Here is a 20,443-nt window from a genome sequence, read left to right as displayed (position 1 = left end):
AGCGGCCGGAATTGCGTCATATTTAGAGCATGGTTTCACAATATAGGCCAGGAGATGAGAAGAAGAATATGAGTATTGAACAATATCAGAATACCTACATTCAGACGAATTTTGCAGACCGCATCGGCGGCGAACGATATGGCAAGGACACCTCCATCTACAAATTCGAGAAGATCAAACGCGCCAAAGCTTCGGCGAAGCAGGACTTCCCTAACATCGAATTGATCGATATGGGCGTAGGCGAACCGGACGAAATGGCGGATGAAGGCATCGTTGCCAGACTTGCGCTTGAAGCGGCGAAGGAAGAGAACCGCGGATATTCGGATAATGGTATCCCTGAGTTCAAGGAAGCCGCTGCCGTGTATCTGAAGGAAGTATTCCAGGTAGAGGGCATTGATCCTGTAACTGAAATTGTGCACTCCATCGGCTCCAAGCCGGCGCTGGCCATGCTGCCGTCCGTGTTCATTAATCCGGGCGATATCACGATTATGACCATTCCGGGATACCCGGTACTGGGCACCCACACCAAATATCTGGGCGGACAAGTATACTCCGTAGAATTGAAGAAGGAGAACAACTTTCTGCCTGACCTGAGCTCCATTCCAGAGGATGTAGCCCGCAAGGCGAAGCTGCTCTACCTCAACTATCCGAACAACCCTACCGGGGCAAGCGCAACCCCTGAGTTCTTCAGCGAAGTCGTGGCCTGGGCTAAGAAATATGATGTTGTCGTCATTCACGACGCTCCTTACGCAGCACTCACTTATGATGGCGTGAAGCCGCTGAGCTTCCTGTCCGTACCAGGGGCCAAGGATGTCGGCGTTGAGCTGCACTCCCTGTCCAAGTCCTACAACATGACCGGCTGGAGAATCGGCTTCGTGGCCGGTAACCCGCTGATCGTCAAGGCGTTCAGTGATGTGAAGGACAATAATGATTCCGGCCAGTTCATCGCTATCCAGAAAGCTGCCGCTTACGGTCTGGCTCATCCGGAGATTACCGAAGCGATTGCCGCCAAGTACTCCCGCCGCCACAACATGCTGGTGGATGCCCTGAACAGCCTGGGCTTCAAGGCCGAGAAGCCGAAGGGCTCATTCTTCCTCTATGTCGCCGCTCCTAAGGGCGTTAAGGGCGGACGCCGCTTTGAATCGGGCGAAGACTTCTCGCAGTTCATGATCCGCGAGAAGCTGATCTCCACCGTGCCTTGGGATGATGCCGGTGCATTCGTGCGCTTCTCCGTCACCTTCGTGGCCAAGGGTGAAGAAGAAGAGAAGCGGGTCATTTCCGAGATTCAAAGACGCCTGAGCGACGTTGAATTTGAATTCTAAGATGAATAAGGGGCTGTCCCACAAGCCATGAAGTGGCTAATTGGGATAGTCCTTTTTGTTTTTTAAGTAGGGTCAACGTGAGTACTAGGGGGAAACGTTATGCGAATGAATGGACCGTTGTTCCCATCGTTTTTCCACAATCGTTGACGAACCAAGGGACTGCTGGATATGTAATTGATCCGCCGGTACGCGCCACCCTTTTTCGGGAATTCGGTAAGAAATAAGCAATACTAGCACTATTTATATCAATAACGCAGAGCAGCGATCCTCCAACAACAGGAGAATCGCTGCATTTTCGTTTTTAACCTAAAAAAACTCTTTTTTTATATTGGGACGTCATATAACAGTTATACACATCTTTGACCTCTTTCATATACGAGCGCCCGATGGGGAATTGATCGCCATTGGACATGGATACCGTGTTGGACGAGATTTTATGGATATGTTCAATATTCACAATAATGGAACGGTGAATCATAAGCAGCGGGGATTCCCTTTCGAATCTGAATTTGTTAAGAACGCCTTTGCTTTGATATTGGCAATCTGCGGTTGAAATTTCGAGTTGATTTCTGATAACGGCATCTTTCACTTTCTTTATGGATAGGACTTCGGTGACTTTTATCAGGCGATATTCTCCCTCTGTCCGGATCGTTAGGTATCGCCCGGATAACGAGACGATATATTCACATAATTTTAACAATTTCATACAAAACAAATCATAGGAAGTAGGTTTAATAATGAACTGAAAGGGTTGTACATCAAAACAATCTAACATAGATTGCTGATCGTGTGTAAGAAAGATGATTTGTAAATCATAGTCTTGATTATTACGTATCCATTTTGCCGTCTCAATGCCATTCATCTTTTGCAGCACGACATCCATAATCAAGATATGAAATGAATTACCGGCATGGCTTTTCACATATTCGATCAGTTCTTCCCCAGAAAAAAAATACTTGATTTGAAAGTAGAATTTAGTCTCTTGTTCGAATCTACGAAAGAAATTTTCAATTTGAGCGTGGCAGAGCTCATCAGCGTCACATACGGCTACGTTGAACAAGGTATAACCTCCTGTCATTTAAAAATTTCTGTAATTCGCGACCTTTACCCCCTTTTTATGCAATTAAAACCCATTTTACACCATAATCTTTATTTTATGTTATGATTTTTGTGTGAGGCAGACAGCTACAACGTTCAGCAGGGAGGTTTGGTATTCATGCAAGTTGAAGAGAAATATCAATTCAAGAGCAATTTGAGAACGCTTAAACACGGTAATCAAGTCGTTATCGGGAACCGGGACGACGGGAAATGGATGAAGATCAGCAAGCAGTGTTTCGATATTCTGAACATGGGTGTGGATCATCAGGCCACTTTTGCTGAATTGCTTCAAGCATTGGCTGATGACGAAGATAGAGCTTATTTCATGAAATTATTTACGAAACTCAGAGCCATCGGAGTGATCCGATTGCAGAGCGACGAGGAGAAGGTTCCAGCGAGGGCTATTGATTTTGCGGTTACGCACCGCTGCAACTTGAACTGTTCCCACTGCTGCGTCGCGGCCAGTTCTATCGCAGGCAAGGAGTTTCTACAGACCGAAGAGATCCTGGGGATACTGGATAAAATCATAGCCCTCCACCCCGCCCAAATCAATTTTACAGGTGGTGAAGTGCTGGTCCGGGAAGATTTCTTGGATATTCTTAAATATGGACGTGAGCATTACCAGGGAATCATCGGCGTAATGACAAATGCCACACTTATTAATGAAGTCAATGTTATAGCATTGGCGAAATATGCCGACTCGATTGACATTAGCATTGATGGTGTTGATGAAGAGACATGCTCCAAAATAAGAGGAGAAGGTGTCTTCCAAAAAGTAGTGGACAGTATCCGGCTGCTGCAAGAGAATGGTCTGGATAAAATATCGTTGTCCATGGTTATCACCAGTGATACCCAACATTTACGCGAAGAATTCGACCATCTGAATGAACAGTTGGGCACCAAAGGGGTAACCAGAATCTTTAGTCCGATTGGTAGAGGACGTATCAATAAAAGTCAATTGGAGGTCAACCTTGATTCCGACTTCAAGTCGAACATAGAGCAGTTGAACAACAGTGAGATTCTTCATAATCTGAAGACCTGTCATTGCGGCGCAATCCAAAAAACGTTGTATATCAACTATAAAGGAAATGTATATCCATGCGGCTTGCTTGAGAAGGAAGAATATCGCCTATGTCATGTAAATGATATAGAGGATTTCGAATCCTTTTACAGTCAGAAATGTTATCAAGATTGCGGGGGGTACCAGTCCTTGATAAACATTCAACCGGAGAACTTCAATAAGTGTGCAGATTGCGATGTCAATCTGTTCTGTTGGAACTGTGTTCATTTCTTGGATCTACTCAAGAAGGGCGATCATGTTGTCGAATTTGATTGCAGTGAACAGAAGCGAGAATTGCAGCAAGCGGTTTGGGGAAGTCATACATAAAAGGGTGGTTCTTATGTTAGCCAGTATATGGGTAACGACAGCTTGCAACATGAGATGTGATTATTGCTACGAAGGCATGGACAAATCATATGAGATGATGAGCCGGGAGACGGTGGATATCGCCATCGATTATATCTTGAGCCAATATAAGCAAATGGCGGATACAACGCTGATCGTACAATTTCATGGCGGAGAGCCATTAATGAATTTTGAGATTGTGAAATATACCACAAACCAAATCAAAGAAGCTTTTATTGGACAAGACGATGTGTTGTTATTTGGAATGACCACCAATGGAACATTATTGGACGCGGAGAAAATGAGTTTTCTGGCTACGAATATTAACTATGGGTTATCAATCAGTTTAGATGGCCGCAAAGACACACACGATCTCCACAGAAAACTGCATAATGGCAAAGGGTCCTATGATCTGGTCACTTCCAACGCTTTACAATTGTTGACTTTAAGAACCGATATCAGAGCCCGGTTAACGTTTAATTCAGAAACAGTGGCCGAGCTGTATGATAATGCTGTCCATCTGGTGAAGCTTGGTTTTGGCAAAGTGGCTTGTATTCCAGACTATTATGATAGCCGCTGGAATGAAGATCATATGAAACTGCTTCTTGAACAAGCCGGGCAAGTACAAATTTATCTTAGAGAAGCGCAAAAAAATCATCCGGACCTGGACATTATTCTATTGAATGTTCCTTACTTCAAATTGGGTGTCTGTACGGGAGGGACCGACAGCTTTCATATTTTGCCCAATGGCGATCTGTATCCATGCAGTTATGGCATCGGTGACAATGAATTTCGAATCGGCAATGTGAAAGACGCAACCCCACTAGATACTGATAAACTTGCCTCTATACTCCGCAGTGCGGAAGAAATCAATCCCGATTGCAAGGGGTGCTCACTGTATACCGGATGTACTTGCTCCCGTTGTAAAATCATCAATAAAGTATTAACCGGCAATGATCTGACACCATCTCCGGTCGTCTGTGCAATGGAGAACACGAAATATCAGATTCTAAAGAAAAACAATACCATTTACACTTGAAAGGAGGTGATAAAAATGAGTTTAGAAATCAAAAAAGTCACTGACAAGATCGAAGAACTTGACGTTCACGGTCAAGGATGTACCGATGATTGCGCAGATTGGTCAGGCAACAAAGGATCTAACCCAATCGGCTGCGTCGTTACCATTTCCCCGAAAGGCTGGAGTGGGTGGTAAGAAGAAATATGAATAACAGGCATTAATAATACTTAATTGAGGAATGGGCAAAGATGTAGACTCTCTATGTCTTTGCTTTTTCCTACTATAAGGTGGATACAGTATGGGACAGAAGCAGAGGATTGTTATCGTGGACAGTGGCATTGATATGGAAAACGCTGACTTCAACATTCGTTCAGGTATAAATTTCTCAAGCAGGGGAGGGCTGAACGATATTCAGGACTCAAGTGGTCATGGCACATATTGCGCGGCTATTATTAATAACGTGTATCCTGGCGCCGAATTGGATATCGTCAAAATTCTCGACCACAACGCGGAGACTAGTTCGTCAAGATTAATCGAGGCATTGGAGTATATTTGTGATCTGGATGCCCGAATAGTCAATCTAAGCTTGGCTACTATGAACAGTATGTACGCTGAACCATTGACAGCTATCTGCAACAAGCTGAGTCATGAAGGGAAATTTATCGTGTCATCACTTGCCAATGGACACAGTTACAGTATGCCCGCTGCGATACCCTCTGTCATTGGAGTAGAAAGTATCCGCTTCAACGATGCCAATTCTTTCTGGTATAACCGGCATGAACGTATCCAATGTGTGGCCGATATTACTCCTGTCATGGTTCCTACGCTAAAGGGTTCGTTCAGAATGTTTGGAGGTAACAGTAAAGCAACGGCCTATTTTTCCGGCTACATTGCAAACCTGTTGTCACGTGAGCAGGACATCCGGTCTTTTAACCAACTAAATACTGCACTCGAAGCTAAAGCCTGTCTAAATCACTGGAACGCTGAAGATATTGAGAATGGCAAACGCCCCGATTTTAAACTCGACAAGCAGGGGATTGTTACCACGAATGAAGAGGTGCACCAACAAATTATACATATTATCCGTCAAACATTCTCTATCCTTGACCATCAGACTGACAAGTTGACGCACCAGACTTTATTCGAGTGGTTGAAGCAAGATGATTATTATCCGCTTATGGAAGAGATAAAAAGACATTTTTCGATTACAGTCAATTACAATTTGCTGAGTCTGAATGTATTTCAATCATCCATGTCGCTATCTGAATTTGTCGAAAGCAGGCTTGAAGCCAATGAAAGTTGATGTTCATTTCAAACCACTGTTTACGCTTATATTCAAATACAAAAAACAGCACGTTCTAGCCAGCGTGTTTATGTTGATAAACTCACTGCTGTCGATCATGACACCCTACATACTCATTCGAATTATTGATGATGTGATTCCCGATAAAGACTATACTTTATTGCTGCAAGTGGTCATTGCTTTTCTAGCGATTATTGTCCTGCAAAATGGAAGTAAATTAATCTCTGATTATTATTATGCAGTAATCGGCAAAAAAGTGGTCTATGATCTGCGTTTGAAGCTTGTGAATCATTTGAATAAAATGTCTGGCAGATACTATTCGGATGCGAACTCGGGTGATTTACTCACAACAATCAATAGCGATGTGGCTACTGTCGAAGACTTCTCCACCCGCATGATCTTTACACTTATCTCCGATATCATCACGGCGGTTGTTATGCTGATTTTCTTATCGATTATGCAGTTCGATTTGTTGCTGGTCTCCGTAGCGTTGCAGCCGCTTATGTTCATCTTGCAAAGAAGATATAACCAGAAGATCCATTCGATAGTGACCCGTCTGCGTAATCACCATGGCCGGTATGTATCTGTAGTTGAAGAATATTTGTCATCCATGTTAACGTTTACTCTTCAAAATGCCAAAAAATTATTTTTTAGAAATTATTATCAATCGGCAAGAAGTTTCTACGAAGAAGGAGTGAGGCTACAACTCCACCTCTCTGCCAGTATGCTAAGTTCCAATATCATCAGCGGTTTCATTACAATCTCTATTCTAAGTTATGGAGGATACAAGGTAATGATTGGCGCCATGACGGTGGGAGTGTTGGTTGCCTTTAATACATATGCACAACAACTTTTAAATCCGATATTTAGAATTGCTCATTTCAAAATGAATATTCAGCAGACGATTGTAGCAATGGAAAAAATAATGGCTGTATTGGACGAACCGATTGACATTCAGCATGACAATGGCGGAATCAAACCAATGGTACTCAAGGGGGACATCGAGTTTCATAATGTGAATTTCTCTTACAACGATCAAGGCGAGACGTTAAAGGAGATAAATCTCTCTTTTGCATCCAATACTGTGTCTGCTCTTGTGGGAACCAGCGGCTCAGGCAAAACGACGGTCACGAACCTGATTTACAGGTTATGGGATGTTGACCATGGGAATATATTATTGGATGGGATTGATATCAGGGAATATAATTTGCACTATTTACGCAAAAACATAAGTATCGTCTCACAGGATACCTTTATCTTTAATGATACGATTCTTAATAACTTGCGCTTAGCTGCGGATCTGCCCATGGACGAGATTATAGCTGCCGCCCAAGCTGCCGATATTTATGATTTTATTATGTCTTTGCCTGCCCGGTTCGACAGCAAGGTCGGTCAGAACGGTGTGATGTTATCGGGCGGACAAAAGCAAAAAATCTCCATTGCACGCGCAATATTAAGAGATACGCCGATTATCATCTTGGATGAAGCAACGTCATCTTTGGATACCCTGTCGGAACAAACTGTTCAAAGCGCCTTCCAGATGTTATTTACAGGCAAGACCGTCATTATCATTGCTCATAGACTCTCTACCATCGAACAAGCGGATATCATCTATGCTATCCAAGACGGGCGAGTTGTGGAGTGCGGAACACACCGCCAGCTCATGGCGCAACAGAGTGTCTATTATCGGCTGTATACTAGCAGTGCTGAAGTTGATACTGTCAAATCCATGTAATTTCCTTTAAATGCAATTAGATGGTATATTGGATTTATTGGGATTATTTGAAAGGGAGTGTATTCATGCCGTTACAGGCCGAAGCTCTTTCCAAAATCTATGGAACGGAGTCGAACAAAGTAATCGCTTTAAACAATGTATCTATTACTATAGAGGATGGCCAGTTCGTATCGATCATTGGACCTTCGGGGAGTGGGAAATCCACACTTCTGCATCTGCTTAGCGGGATAGATAAGCCAACTGGCGGGACTGTGTTATTTAATAATGAAGATATGTATGCTCTGGGGGAGAAGGAATTGTCTGCATTTCGCCGCCAGAAATTCGGATTTGTGTTTCAGCAATTTCACCTGATTCCCATTTTAACGGCGGAAGAGAATATTGGTATGCCGGTGTTATTGGACCGGAAACAGCCCGATCAAGAGTATTTGCGAGAATTAGCCGATTTCCTGGAGATTTCCGGCCGTCTCTCCCACCTGCCCCATGAGTTGTCGGGGGGGCAGCAGCAGAGAGTGGCGGTAGCAAGAGCGCTGATTGCCAAACCTCAAATTATATTTGCCGATGAGCCTACGGGGAACCTGGACAGTAAAAGCAGTAAAGAAGTTATTGAGCTGCTCACCCGCGCAACCAAACAATTTGGGGCCACCTTAATAATGATAACCCATGATCTTGCCTTATCACAGCTCTCTGAACGGCGGTTCACCATCTCGGATGGTGTACTATCGGAGGTTGAGAGCCAATGAAACATTATCTAGGTTATGCTGCCAAGGAGCTGCGGAGCAGCCCGCTGACCTCAGTGTTGATCATCATAGCTATTGTGATGTCCACTGTAATGACAACTGTAGTGGCCCAATCCATTACCACCCTTCAGACATTAAGAACAGAGCAAGCCCGTTACGTCAATGGCGATTATCATGTTACCTTTAACCATTTGAATCAAGATCAGGTTCACAAATTACAGGCCGAGAGCAGAATATCCAATCTCGGATTGTATCTATCTCTGGGGAACAGCACCATCCAAGATTCAGGGATAAGTGCCAGTGTCCTTGAATATAATACAGACGGTTTGCGAAATCATTCCCGGGTTACTCAGATGAAAGAAGGCGAGTTGCCACAGCGGCCCAATGAGATTGCCCTTACCGATAATATCTTGAAATTAATGAAGCTGGAACCGAGAATCGGAATGCCCATCACAATGAAGCTAAATGTTGCATCTAACAACGTAGAAGAGGGTTCCTTCGATTATACGGCCTCCTTTATTTTGAGCGGGGTGCTGGAGGATGATTATACAGGTTATGTGTCGGGGTTGTCGCTGGCTCTCGTGGGTGAAGGTACGGCAGAACGTTATTTACCCGAGCAGTATTTGCTGCCCTCGGCGGAATTCAAGGTTAAATCGTTAAATGCGTTTCAATCAACGGTGGATCAGATCGTCCGGGATTTGCAGCTTGAGTCTTCCTCTGTTTCGTATAATGCCTTTTATTTGGATGCTCTGGGTGTATCGTTTGACACCGGGGAATCTGAGCAGACGGACAATATCACATCCATCACTGTCATCGCGTATGTGGTCGGTCTGCTGGTGCTGCTTGCCTCCGGTCTGGTCATCTATAATGTACTCAAAATTTCAATTGTTAAAAGAATGAAGAATTACGGATATCTCCGTGCCATCGGAGCAGAACCGGGACAATTATACATGATTGTTATCCTTCAAGTATTGATCTACAGCGCGATTGCAATTCCAGTGGGACTTGTTATCGGACTGTTCACTTCCGGGGCCATCACGGAGATGGCATTGACCATCATTCAACCGGACACCCTGATTGTCAAGGATCAGAATGAGCTTCAACAACTTCTCGCCGATTATCCGAACCAGAATGTCACGGCTATCCTGTTTGGAACGGTCATATCGTTCATATTTACATGCGCAGCTTCTTTCCCATCCGCATCGTATGCAGCCAGAGTTTCCCCCAAGACAGCCATAGCCGGGAACCAGACAACCGTTCATCGAAAAAGAAGAAATAGCAAACCGATCAAGAACTTTAACCGCTATTTTGCACTTATCAATCTCAAGCGGAATCCGTCCCGATCCTTAATCACGATACTGTCATTGTTTATGAGTATTACCATCTTTGTAGCGCTGCATTCTTTTGGAGATGTGCTGGACACTACGGGTCAAATCAGTGATTTGAAACAAGGGGATTATTCGATTACGAGCGAAACGGTAGGAATACCAGAGAGTGCCATGGGCCAACTGCAAGCCCATTCCGGGGTGAAAAACATCTCTTATATGAAATATTCCAAATATTTGCCGGGCGAGATTGAAAGTGATCTCACTTTTGGATTAAGCGGGGATATGCTAAAAATTATTGGAGTAGATATGGAAACTCTGAATCAATTATATCCATCCATGGATAATCAGAAGAAACTGGATTTTCAGAACGGCACGCTGTGTATTGTCAAAAATCCGATAGAAATCGCCGGAGTCCAATCCCAGACCACTCAGCTGCAACCGCAAGATACGGTAACGGTTAATAATAACATGCTTACAGTGGAGGCAGTCACTCCCCGGGCTTTGCAACTGCAAGGGACAGGGTGGGTCAACGGGGTTGATATCATTGTATATGACAAGGTTTATGATAAGTTGACAGGCCATCACATGGTGAATCAAATGAATATCTTTATGAACGATAGCGCAGATCATTCACAGGTAGAGTCGTTGATTCAACAGATCGTAGACAAAAACCAGGGTTCTCGCTGGCTCTCATACCAAAAAGCCGATGAGCAGCTCCAGCAATCCTTTGAGCAAATCAAGATACTCATGTGGGGGCTGATCCTGTTTATCAGTTTTATTGGAATATTGAATATAATGAATACTATCTATACGAATATTAATACAAGAATTAATGAAATTGGTATTCAGCGGGCGATTGGAATGGATAAGAGCAGTTTGTACAAAATCTTTTTGTGGGAAGGGGCCTATTATGCCGGCTTTGCTTCTCTCTTGGGTTCCATTGCGGGTTATCTTCTCTCTGTGTTTATTCAATCGGCAACGATGGATGTATGGGATTTTAGCAATATTCCAATTATCCCTATACTTCTGGCTACAACACTGGCAGGGGTGACTTGCCTTGTTGCCACGATCATTCCGTTAAGTAGTATGAAGAGAATGAACATTGTCGAGAGTATAGAGGTTGTACATTAGGAGCATTTTTCGTTTAGCCTGAACCATGTTGACATCCTGCAATCATTCTGTCATAATTCCCTATAGCTAAATAGCACCTTTAATTCAGTCCCGTGAGGCTGGCAAGGTAACGTGAATCGAGGTTCGCGAACAAGCAGAAGGAATCCGTATGCGTACGGAGCGCCTTGTTCTGCGCGCGGACACGCCATCTTTTTGAATCTGCGGATTTCACTCCTTGCCTGCTTCAGGCAAGGAGTTTTTTGGTTTATCCGGGGAAGGGTTGAGGGCAACCAAGCAGGGAGATGGCACGAGGATGGTTACTGAAAAAAATGTCATTATGGACGAAACGGCGATTCGCCGGGCACTGTCACGCATTGCACATGAGATTTTGGAGAAAAACAAAGGTATTGAGAATTGCCTGCTGGTCGGCATCCGCACCCGGGGCATCTACCTGGCCCAGCGGATTGCAGAGCGTATCAAGGAGATCGAAGGCGTGGACATCCCTTACGGGGAGCTGGACATCACCCATTACCGCGATGACCGCGAAGGCGGTGGTGACAACCGGGAGGCCATGGACAAGGCGGTGCTGAACAGCAACCTGATCCTGCCTGCGGGCAGCAGCGGCATCCGGGATAAGAAAGTCATCCTGTTCGACGATGTGCTATACACCGGACGGACGATCCGCGCGGCGATGGATGCGCTGATGGACTGCGGCCGCCCCCGGATGATCCAACTCGCGGTACTCGCGGACCGTGGACACCGGGAGCTGCCGATCCGGCCGGATTATGTCGGCAAGAACGTACCTACCTCCAGGCATGAGCAGATTGAAGTGTCGCTGGCCGAATACGACGGCAAGGACGAAGTGTACATTATTTCAAACCGGGAGGAACGATAACAATGATGACGGCAACGAAAGTGAAGGAATGCAGTCTGCTGGGGATTAAGGAATTGGACGGGTCAGAGATTCACCAGCTGCTGGAGCGGACGGCATACTGGGATCAGCAGAGCGAGAAGCTCACGCCGGTGCTGAGGTCGCATTTTGTTGCCAACATGTTTTTTGAGAACAGTACAAGAACCCGCTTCTCCTTCGAGATGGCCGAGAAAAGGCTGGGCGTTCAGGTGCTCAACTTCACCGCAGCGGCCTCCAGTGTAGAGAAAGGTGAATCGATCTACGACACCGTTCGCACCCTGGAGTCCATGGGAATCGATGCCGGAGTAGTGCGGCTGAAGCCGCCCGGCGTCCTGCAGCAGCTTGCCGAGAAGGTAAGCATCCCGCTGATCAATGCCGGAGACGGCAACAACGAGCATCCGACCCAGGCGCTGCTGGATCTGTATACGATGCGTCAGCATTTTGGCGAACTGAAGGGCCTGAAGGTATCGATTATCGGGGATATTCTGCACAGCCGGGTCGCGCGGTCCAACCTGTGGGCGTTAACGAAGATGGGGGCGAGCGTGCAGTTCTGTGCGCCGGCTAACATGCAGGCTCCTGAGCTGGCGGCCTACGCTCCCTATGTATCTATGGAAGAAGCGCTCAAGGCGGATGTGGTTATGATGCTGAGAGTGCAGCTGGAGCGCCATGCATCGGGGATTATTTTGTCGGCAGAGGAATACCGCAGGGACTACGGATTGACGGAAGAACGGGCAGCCCGGCTGAACCCGGCATCGATCATCATGCACCCGGCTCCGGTGAACCGCAATGTGGAGATCGACGACGCAGTGGTGGAGAGCAGCCAGTCCCGCATTTTCCCGCAGATGGCGAACGGTGTGCCGGTACGGATGGCCGTTATGGAACGGGCGCTGCAATAGCAGCCAGACAGGCCGGATAGGGACAGCAAAAAAACCTGACATCATTCCATTAATAAATATACACAAAGGTGAATTTTTATTATATAATAACTTCAGAGCTTACGGCTGCGGCCGGAAGACACAAAGGAGAATTCGAACCGTGATCATCAAAAACGCCAGTGTACTGAACAAGGAAGGCGCGCTGGAGCGCAAACATATCGTAGTGCAGGACGGAGTGATCTCGAAGATTGTGGATGCCGCCGAGGCGGCTCCAGAAGCCGGGGAGGTCGTAGAAGCGGAAGGCAAGCTGCTGATTCCCGGACTGATCGACATGCATGTGCATCTGCGCGAGCCGGGCTTCGAGCATAAGGAGACGATTGAGACGGGCGCACGCTCGGCTGCCAAGGGCGGATTCACCACCATCGCCTGTATGCCGAACACCCGGCCGGTGACCGACAGTGCGGAGATTGTGCAGCTGGTCAAGGATAAGGCGCGTGAAGCCGGGCTTGTGAAGGTGCTGCCGTATGCGGCGATTACGAAGAATGAGCTGGGGCGGGAGTTGACCGATTTTGCGGCGCTGAAGGCGGCCGGAGCGATCGGCTTCACCGACGACGGTGTAGGCGTGCAGAGCGCCCAGATGATGAAGGATGCCATGAAGCTGGCAGCCGGACTCGATATGCCGGTGATTGCGCACTGTGAGGATAACTCGCTGGTGGAGGGAGCGCCGGTGGCGGAGGGGACTTTTGCCGACAGACATGGCCTGAAGGGAATTCCGAATGAATCGGAAGCCATTCACGTAGGCCGTGACATTCTGCTGTCTGAAGCAACGGGTGTCCACTACCATGTATGCCATGTGAGCACCGAGCAATCGGTACGGCTGATCCGTCAGGCGAAGCAAATCGGGATCAAGGTCACCGCTGAGGTATGCCCGCACCATCTGCTGCTCTCCGAGGAAGACATTCCGGGACTGGACGCCAATTGGAAAATGAACCCGCCGCTCCGCTCCCGCCGCGATGTGGAAGCCTGCATCGAAGGGCTGCTGGACGGCACGCTGGATATCATCGTCACCGATCATGCCCCGCACAGCGAGGAAGAGAAGGCGAAGGGAATGCAGCTGGCACCGTTTGGCATCGTCGGCTTCGAGACGGCGTTCCCGCTGCTGTATACCGCTTTTGTCGCTACAGGGAAGTGGGATCTGTCCCTGCTGGTGCAGCGGATGACCGCTGATCCGGCGAGAGTGTTCAGGCTGGATACCGGGCGGCTTACTGAAGGTGCGCCTGCGGATCTGACGCTGATTGATCTGAATGAAGAGAAGGAAGTTGACCCTGCTACGTTTGCGAGCAAGGGACGGAATACACCTTTTACCGGATGGAAGCTTAAGGGCTGGCCGGTGAAGACCTGGGTGGACGGCAAGGCCGTATGGAGTGAAGCCTAACAGGCAGTACATGCAGCAGGCTGCATGGCTGTGACATAAGAATCAGACTACAGAACAAGAAGGAGTGGAAGGTCATGCAGGCGAGATTGCTGCTTCAGGACGGTACGCTGTTTACCGGCACCGCATTTGGCGCGGAGGGTGAAAAGACAGGCGAGGTTGTATTTAACACAGGAATTACAGGCTACCAGGAGGTACTGTCGGACCCTTCCTATTGCGGCCAGATCGTCACGATGACGTATCCGCTGATCGGGAATTACGGGATTACCCGCGACGATTTCGAATCGGTGCGCCCGTTCGTGCACGGCTTCGTGGTGCGCCGTCATGAGGCGGTGCCGAGCAACTGGAGAGCGGAATACAGTGTGGACGACCTGTTGAAGGAGTACGGCATTCCCGGCATCAGCGAGATTGATACCCGGATGCTGACCCGCATCATCCGCCACTACGGCACAATGAAGGCCATCCTGACCACTTCTAACAAACGTGTGGAAGAATTAATGGAAATGATGGGCGATACCACGATTGAAGAGCTGCGCAATCAGGTAGCACGCACCTCTACAACAGCGGCTTACAGCAGCCCGGGCACCAAAGAACGGATCGTGTTGGTCGATTACGGCGCGAAGACCGGGATTCTGCGCGAGCTGAACAACCGCGACTGTGATGTCGTTGTTGTCCCTCACGATGTGACGGCCGATGAGATCCGCCGCCTGAACCCGGACGGTATTCAGCTGTCCAACGGCCCTGGGGACCCGAAGGATGTGCCGTATGCGGTACAGACGATCTCCGAGCTGCTGGGTGAATACCCGATCTTCGGCATCTGCCTGGGTCATCAGCTGTTCGCGCTGGCCTGCGGTGCAGACACCGAGAAGCTCAAGTTCGGCCATCGCGGCGGGAACCATCCGGTGAAGGAACTGGAGAGCGGACGCTGCTTCATTACCTCCCAGAACCATGGCTATACCGTGAATGAAGAATCGATTGCCAGCACCGAGCTGGAAGTTACCCATATCAATAACAACGACAAGACCGTTGAAGGTCTGAAGCATACCCGCTATCCCGCTTTCTCGGTGCAGTACCACCCGGAAGCGGCGCCGGGCCCGCATGACAGCAGCTATCTGTTCGACCGGTTCCTGCAGCTGATCGCCGAGCACAAGGCATCGCTTCCGGCCGGCTCACGCCAGGCGCAGCTTGCGGCGAATGCCAGAATCACGGCACCGAAATCATCTCACCCCCAGCTTGAAGCCGTGAAAGGAGCTCTATAATAATGCCTAAGAACGAGAAACTCAAAAAAATCCTGGTCATCGGCTCCGGTCCGATTGTCATCGGCCAAGCGGCTGAATTCGACTACGCCGGAACTCAGGCCTGCCAGGCGCTGAAAGAAGAAGGCGTGGAGGTTGTGCTGATCAACAGCAACCCGGCCACAATTATGACCGATACGAATATGGCTGACAAAGTATACATCGAACCGATTACGCTTGAATTCGTCACCGGCATCATCCGCCAGGAGCGTCCTGACGGGCTGCTGCCGACACTGGGCGGCCAGACCGGGCTGAACATGGCGGTGGAGCTGGCCCGTGCCGGAGTCCTGAAGCAGGAGAACGTGAAGCTGCTGGGCACCCAGCTGGACTCCATCGAGAAGGCAGAGGACCGCGATCTGTTCCGCGAGCTGATGCGTGAGCTGGACCAGCCGGTACCGGAGAGTGCGATTATTACCAGTGTCGAAGAAGCCTTGGGCTTCGCTTCCGGCATCGGCTATCCGCTGATCGTGCGTCCGGCTTATACGCTGGGCGGAACCGGAGGCGGGATCTGCGACAACGAAGAGGAACTGGTTGAGACCGTCAAGGCAGGTATCCGCTACAGCCCGATCGGCCAATGTCTGGTGGAGAAGAGCATCGCCGGCATGAAGGAAGTCGAATACGAGGTTATGCGTGACGCGAATGACAACTGCATCGTCGTCTGTAACATGGAGAACTTTGATCCGGTTGGCGTACATACTGGCGACAGTATCGTTGTAGCGCCAAGCCAGACACTGTCTGACCGTGAGTATCAGATGCTGCGCAGCGCTTCCCTGAAGATTATCCGCGCGCTGAACATCGAAGGCGGCTGTAACGTACAGTTCGCTCTCGACCCGCACAGCTATCAGTACTATGTGATTGAAGTGAATCCGCGCGTCAGCCGTTCCTCGGCGCTGGCCTCCAAGGCGACCGGTTACCCGATTGCCAAAATGGCTGCCAAAATCGCCCTCGGCTACACGCTGGATGAGATCGTCAACCCGGTTACCGGGCAGACCTATGCCTGCTTCGAGCCTACGCTCGATTACATCGTCAGCAAAATCCCGCGCTGGCCGTTCGACAAATTCACCTCGGCGAACCGTAAGCTCGGAACCCAGATGAAGGCGACCGGGGAAGTGATGGCGATTGGCCGCACGTTTGAAGAGTCGATCCATAAGGCTATCCGTTCCCTGGAGATCGGGGTACACCGTTTCCGCCTGCCGGGAGCAGAGCAGCTGGAGGACAGTGTGCTGCGTACCAGACTGGCTAAGGCCGATGATGAGCGACTGTTCCTGATTGCCGAAGCGTTCCGCCGCGGCTACGAATTGCAGGAGATTCAGGATATTACCAAGGTGGACTGGTGGTTCCTCTCCAAGATCGAAGGACTTGTCCAATTCGAGGATCAGCTGCGGGCCGAAGAGACCCTGTCGGCGGATACACTGTATCAGGCCAAGCGCAAGGGCTTCACGGACCGGGCGATTGCCGAGATTCGTGCTGAAGGACGTCCGGGCGGAGCATTCACCAAAGAATCGGAAGTGCGCGTAATGCGTCTGCAGCAGGGTCTGGTACCTGTGTTCAAAATGGTCGACACCTGCGCCGCAGAATTCGAAGCTTCTACGCCATACTACTATTCGACTTACGAGACGGAGAATGAAGTCATTCATTCCGACAAGCAGAAGGTGATTGTGCTTGGCTCCGGCCCGATCCGTATCGGCCAGGGGATTGAATTCGACTACTCCACCGTGCATGCGGTATGGGCGATTCAGAACGCCGGCTACGAAGCGGTTATTATCAATAACAATCCGGAGACCGTATCGACGGATTTCAATACCTCGGACCGGCTGTACTTTGAGCCGCTGTTCTTTGAGGATGTTATGAACGTGATTGCCCAAGAGAATCCTATCGGGGTTATCGTCCAGTTCGGCGGACAGACGGCCATTAACCTGGCGGCACCGCTGGCTGCTGCGGGCGTGAATATTCTTGGTACCAGCCTGGAGAGCATCGACGAGGCCGAGAACCGCAAGAAGTTCGAAGCACTGCTGGCCCGTCTGGATATCGCACAGCCGAAGGGTAAGACGGTGGTCAACATTGACGAAGCCGTGGCTACCGCCCAATCGCTCGGATATCCGGTGCTGGTTCGTCCATCTTATGTTCTGGGCGGCCGGGCTATGGAGATTGTCTACAATGACACCGAGCTGCTGAGCTACATGGTGGAGGCGGTTAAGGTGAATCCGGAGCATCCGGTGCTGATCGACCGTTACATGCTGGGCAAGGAAGTCGAGGTCGATGCCATCTGTGACGGCGAGACCGTGGTCATTCCGGGGATTATGGAGCATGTGGAACGCGCAGGGGTGCACTCCGGCGACTCCATCGCCGTCTATCCGCCGCAGACGCTGGATGAAGGACTCAAGCAGAAGATTTCCGAGATCACCATCAAGATTGCCAAAGAGCTGAAGACGGTTGGGCTGGTTAACATCCAGTTCGTCATCTACCAGAACGAAGTGTATGTCATTGAAGTGAATCCGCGCTCCTCGCGTACCGTTCCGTTCCTGAGCAAGGTAACCGGCATTCCGATGGCGAATCTGGCGACCAAGGTTATTCTGGGCGGCAAGCTGAAGGAAGACGGTTATACCGAAGGGCTGTGGCCGGAGAGCGAATATGTATCGGTGAAGGTGCCGGTGTTCTCTTTTGCCAAGCTGCGCAGAGTAGAGCCGACCCTCGGGCCGGAGATGAAATCGACCGGTGAGGTCATGGGCCGCGACAAGCTGTATGCCAAGGCGCTGTACAAAGGGCTGATCGGGGCAGGCATGAAGATTCCGGCCACCGGAGCAATCATCGTTACGGTAGCGGACAAAGACAAGGCTGAAGCGGTTGAACTGATGAAGGGCTTCCATGCGATGGGTTACAAAATCATTGCCACCGGCGGCACCGCCTCCGCGCTGGAGCAGGCCGGGCTGAACGTCATGAACGTCAACAAGCTGGATGAGGGTGAGCCGACCATTCTGGACCTGATCCGCGGCGGCCAGGCGAACTTCGTCTTCAATACACTGACCAAGGGTAAAACCCCTGAGCGTGACGGCTTCCGCATCCGCCGTGAAGCGGTTGAGAACGGCGTCGTATGTATGACCTCGCTCGATACGGTAACGGCGCTGCTGAGAATGCTGCAGACGATTAACTTCTCGTCACAGTCGATGCCCGCTTTTGTCGGACAATAAGATAATAGGGTGAAGGCAGCCTTGACCGGCTGCTACAGGGACGGTTTGCGTTAGCGCAGACCGTTCACCTATGCCCGGGACCTTGCAGCTTGGGGCGATGGATAACATAACGAAGAAAGAAGGTTGGCGAATGGAGCGGACAGCAGCAGAGCAGCAGCAGGGGCATGAGAATGTCGGACAGATTGAGAAGTGGAATGAAATGGCCGGACGCCTGATGGTTGCTCTGGATTACCCGGATGCAGCTCAGGCAAGAGTGCTGATTGAGCAGCTCGAAGGCATTCCCTGTTACATGAAGGTTGGAATGCAGCTGTTCTATGCGGCGGGGCCGGATTTCATCCGGGAGCTGAAGGAGCGCGGCTATTCGGTGTTCCTGGATGTCAAAATGCACGATATCCCAAACACCGTCCGTGGCGGCGCAGAGAGTCTGACCGGGCTTGGTGTGGACATGTTCAACGTCCATGCCGCCGGGGGAGCTGCTATGATGGCCGCTGCACTGGAAGGAGCAGCTAAGGCGGTCAGCCTGAAGCCGTCGCTGCACATGCCGCTGATCATTGCGGTCACCCAGCTGACCAGCACCAGCCAGGAAGTAATGAACAGTGAGATCGGTATTAGCGGAACAGTGACTGATACAGTCGTTCGTTACGCGAAGCTTGCAGCGCAGGCCGGGCTGCACGGCGTGGTTGCTTCGCCGCAGGAATCCGCAGTCATTGCTGCGGCCTGCGGACCGGACTTCCGCACGGTCACTCCGGGCATCCGTCCGGCCGGTGCATCCCTGGACGACCAGTCCCGGGTTATGACTCCCGGACAAGCCATTCAGCAGGGCAGCCACTATCTGGTAGTAGGCCGCCCAATTACAGCAGCGGCAGACCCGCGCGCTGCGGCATTAACTATTATTGAGGAGATGAGCCAAGCATGAGCGAATTCCAGAATCGAAGTGAGCAGGTAGCCAGCCATCTGCTGGAGATCGGAGCGGTGGCCCTGCGCCCGCAGGAGCCATTCACCTGGACCTCCGGCATCAAGTCGCCGATCTACTGCGACAATCGTCTGACTTTGTCTTTCCCGGCCGTACGCAACTACATAGCGGATGCCTTCGCAGAGCTGATCAGAGCCAGCTATCCGGACGCTGAGGTCATTGCCGGGACAGCAACCGCCGGTATCCCGCACGCCGCCTGGGTGGCCGATAAGCTCGGTCTGCCGATGGCATATATCCGCGACAAGGCCAAGGGCCACGGCAAGCAGAACCAGATCGAAGGGCTGATCGCCCCCGGCCAGAAGGTCATCGTCATCGAGGACCTGATCTCCACCGGCGGCAGCTCAATCAAGGCCGCACAGGCTGTGCAGGAAGCAGGCGGCCTCCCGCTGGCCGTCTTGGCCATCTTCAGCTACGAGCTGGACCGCGCCGTAGATGCCTTCGCCGCAGCCGGACTCCCGCTGCAGAGCCTGTCCAACTACAGCACGCTAATTAATGTAGCGCTGGCTCAAGGCAAGATTGCCGAGAGCGACGTAGCGCTGCTGCAATCCTGGCGCAAGGACCCTGCCGCCTTCGGCGTGTAGGGTTGTGGTAGCAGAGAGAAGCCTGGTTCCCCGTTGTTGGGGGATAGGGCTTCTTTTGTTTCCTTGGGCCTTCGGCTTTTGACGACGTGATGTAAGATCCTCCTCTGGGGAAGCAAGTGGAATTAGAGCAACT

At 50.0% G+C, this 20,443-nt stretch carries 16 protein-coding genes; 15 read left to right on the top strand and 1 reads right to left on the bottom strand.

Translation table 11 applies throughout. The annotated features are described in order from the left end of the window. Positions 1-68: 68 nt before the first annotated feature. Positions 69-1,322, top strand: coding sequence for an LL-diaminopimelate aminotransferase (locus tag MHI24_RS08005; protein WP_340025113.1), 1,254 nt, complete (start codon positions 69-71; stop codon positions 1,320-1,322). Between the two features lie 301 nt (positions 1,323-1,623). Here the strand turns inward: MHI24_RS08005 and MHI24_RS08000 are convergent, their stop codons facing one another. Then, entirely contained in the window at positions 1,624-2,382 is a 759-nt protein-coding gene (locus MHI24_RS08000) for a LytTR family DNA-binding domain-containing protein (protein ID WP_340025112.1), read from the bottom strand. Positions 2,383-2,538: 156 nt separating this feature from the next. Here MHI24_RS08000 and MHI24_RS07995 point away from each other — a divergent pair, with 156 nt between their 5' ends. From MHI24_RS07995 to pyrE, 14 genes are all read left to right on the top strand, one after another. Next, positions 2,539-3,807: a radical SAM protein gene (locus MHI24_RS07995; protein ID WP_340025111.1), complete on the top strand. Its 1,269-nt coding sequence runs from the start codon at positions 2,539-2,541 to the stop codon at positions 3,805-3,807. 13 nt (positions 3,808-3,820) lie between these two features. Beyond that, complete coding sequence (locus MHI24_RS07990; protein WP_340025110.1) at positions 3,821-4,864, top strand: radical SAM protein; 1,044 nt, start codon at positions 3,821-3,823, stop codon at positions 4,862-4,864. Positions 4,865-4,879: 15 nt separating this feature from the next. Next, complete coding sequence (locus MHI24_RS07985) at positions 4,880-5,038, top strand: hypothetical protein (RefSeq protein ID WP_340025109.1); 159 nt, start codon at positions 4,880-4,882, stop codon at positions 5,036-5,038. Between the two features lie 103 nt (positions 5,039-5,141). Continuing rightward, a complete protein-coding gene (locus MHI24_RS07980) occupies positions 5,142-6,146 on the top strand; it encodes a S8 family serine peptidase (protein WP_340025108.1) in 1,005 nt (334 codons plus the stop codon). Then, the gene (locus MHI24_RS07975; protein WP_340025107.1) at positions 6,136-7,881 is read left to right on the top strand and encodes an ABC transporter ATP-binding protein; all 1,746 of its coding nucleotides are present in this window, start codon (positions 6,136-6,138) and stop codon (positions 7,879-7,881) included. Before MHI24_RS07980 ends, MHI24_RS07975 begins: the two co-directional genes overlap by 11 nt. Before the next feature lie 65 nt (positions 7,882-7,946). Beyond that, a complete protein-coding gene (locus tag MHI24_RS07970; RefSeq protein WP_340025106.1) occupies positions 7,947-8,621 on the top strand; it encodes an ABC transporter ATP-binding protein in 675 nt (224 codons plus the stop codon). Then, positions 8,618-11,077: an FtsX-like permease family protein gene (locus MHI24_RS07965; RefSeq protein ID WP_340025105.1), complete on the top strand. Its 2,460-nt coding sequence runs from the start codon at positions 8,618-8,620 to the stop codon at positions 11,075-11,077. Before MHI24_RS07970 ends, MHI24_RS07965 begins: the two co-directional genes overlap by 4 nt. Before the next feature lie 292 nt (positions 11,078-11,369). Beyond that, a complete protein-coding gene (gene pyrR, locus MHI24_RS07960) occupies positions 11,370-11,951 on the top strand; it encodes a bifunctional pyr operon transcriptional regulator/uracil phosphoribosyltransferase PyrR (RefSeq protein ID WP_340025104.1) in 582 nt (193 codons plus the stop codon). Between the two features lie 2 nt (positions 11,952-11,953). Further along, positions 11,954-12,862 (top strand): aspartate carbamoyltransferase catalytic subunit, encoded by a 909-nt coding sequence (locus MHI24_RS07955; RefSeq protein WP_340025103.1) that lies wholly within the window; start codon positions 11,954-11,956, stop codon positions 12,860-12,862. A gap of 130 nt (positions 12,863-12,992) precedes the next feature. Next, positions 12,993-14,276 (top strand): dihydroorotase, encoded by a 1,284-nt coding sequence (locus MHI24_RS07950; protein ID WP_340026631.1) that lies wholly within the window; start codon positions 12,993-12,995, stop codon positions 14,274-14,276. A gap of 74 nt (positions 14,277-14,350) precedes the next feature. Continuing rightward, positions 14,351-15,532 carry a glutamine-hydrolyzing carbamoyl-phosphate synthase small subunit gene (carA, locus tag MHI24_RS07945; protein WP_340025102.1) on the top strand — a complete coding sequence of 394 codons (1,182 nt, stop codon included), beginning with the start codon at positions 14,351-14,353 and terminating at the stop codon, positions 15,530-15,532. A gap of 2 nt (positions 15,533-15,534) precedes the next feature. Then, positions 15,535-18,756: a carbamoyl-phosphate synthase large subunit gene (gene carB, locus MHI24_RS07940; RefSeq protein WP_340025101.1), complete on the top strand. Its 3,222-nt coding sequence runs from the start codon at positions 15,535-15,537 to the stop codon at positions 18,754-18,756. A 199-nt stretch (positions 18,757-18,955) separates the two neighbouring features. Beyond that, on the top strand, positions 18,956-19,672 hold the full coding sequence (gene pyrF, locus MHI24_RS07935; protein ID WP_340026630.1) for an orotidine-5'-phosphate decarboxylase: 717 nt from the start codon (positions 18,956-18,958) through the stop codon (positions 19,670-19,672). After that, positions 19,669-20,310, top strand: a complete 642-nt coding sequence (gene pyrE, locus MHI24_RS07930; protein WP_340025100.1) for an orotate phosphoribosyltransferase — start codon at positions 19,669-19,671, stop codon at positions 20,308-20,310. Before pyrF ends, pyrE begins: the two co-directional genes overlap by 4 nt. Positions 20,311-20,443: the final 133 nt, after the last annotated feature.

Origin of the sequence: Paenibacillus sp. FSL K6-1096, assembly GCF_037977055.1 — a bacterium.
GTDB lineage: Bacteria > Bacillota > Bacilli > Paenibacillales > Paenibacillaceae > Paenibacillus_AQ.
Note: the sequence above shows the minus strand (reverse complement) of the source record. Positions and strands in the feature narration are given on the sequence as shown.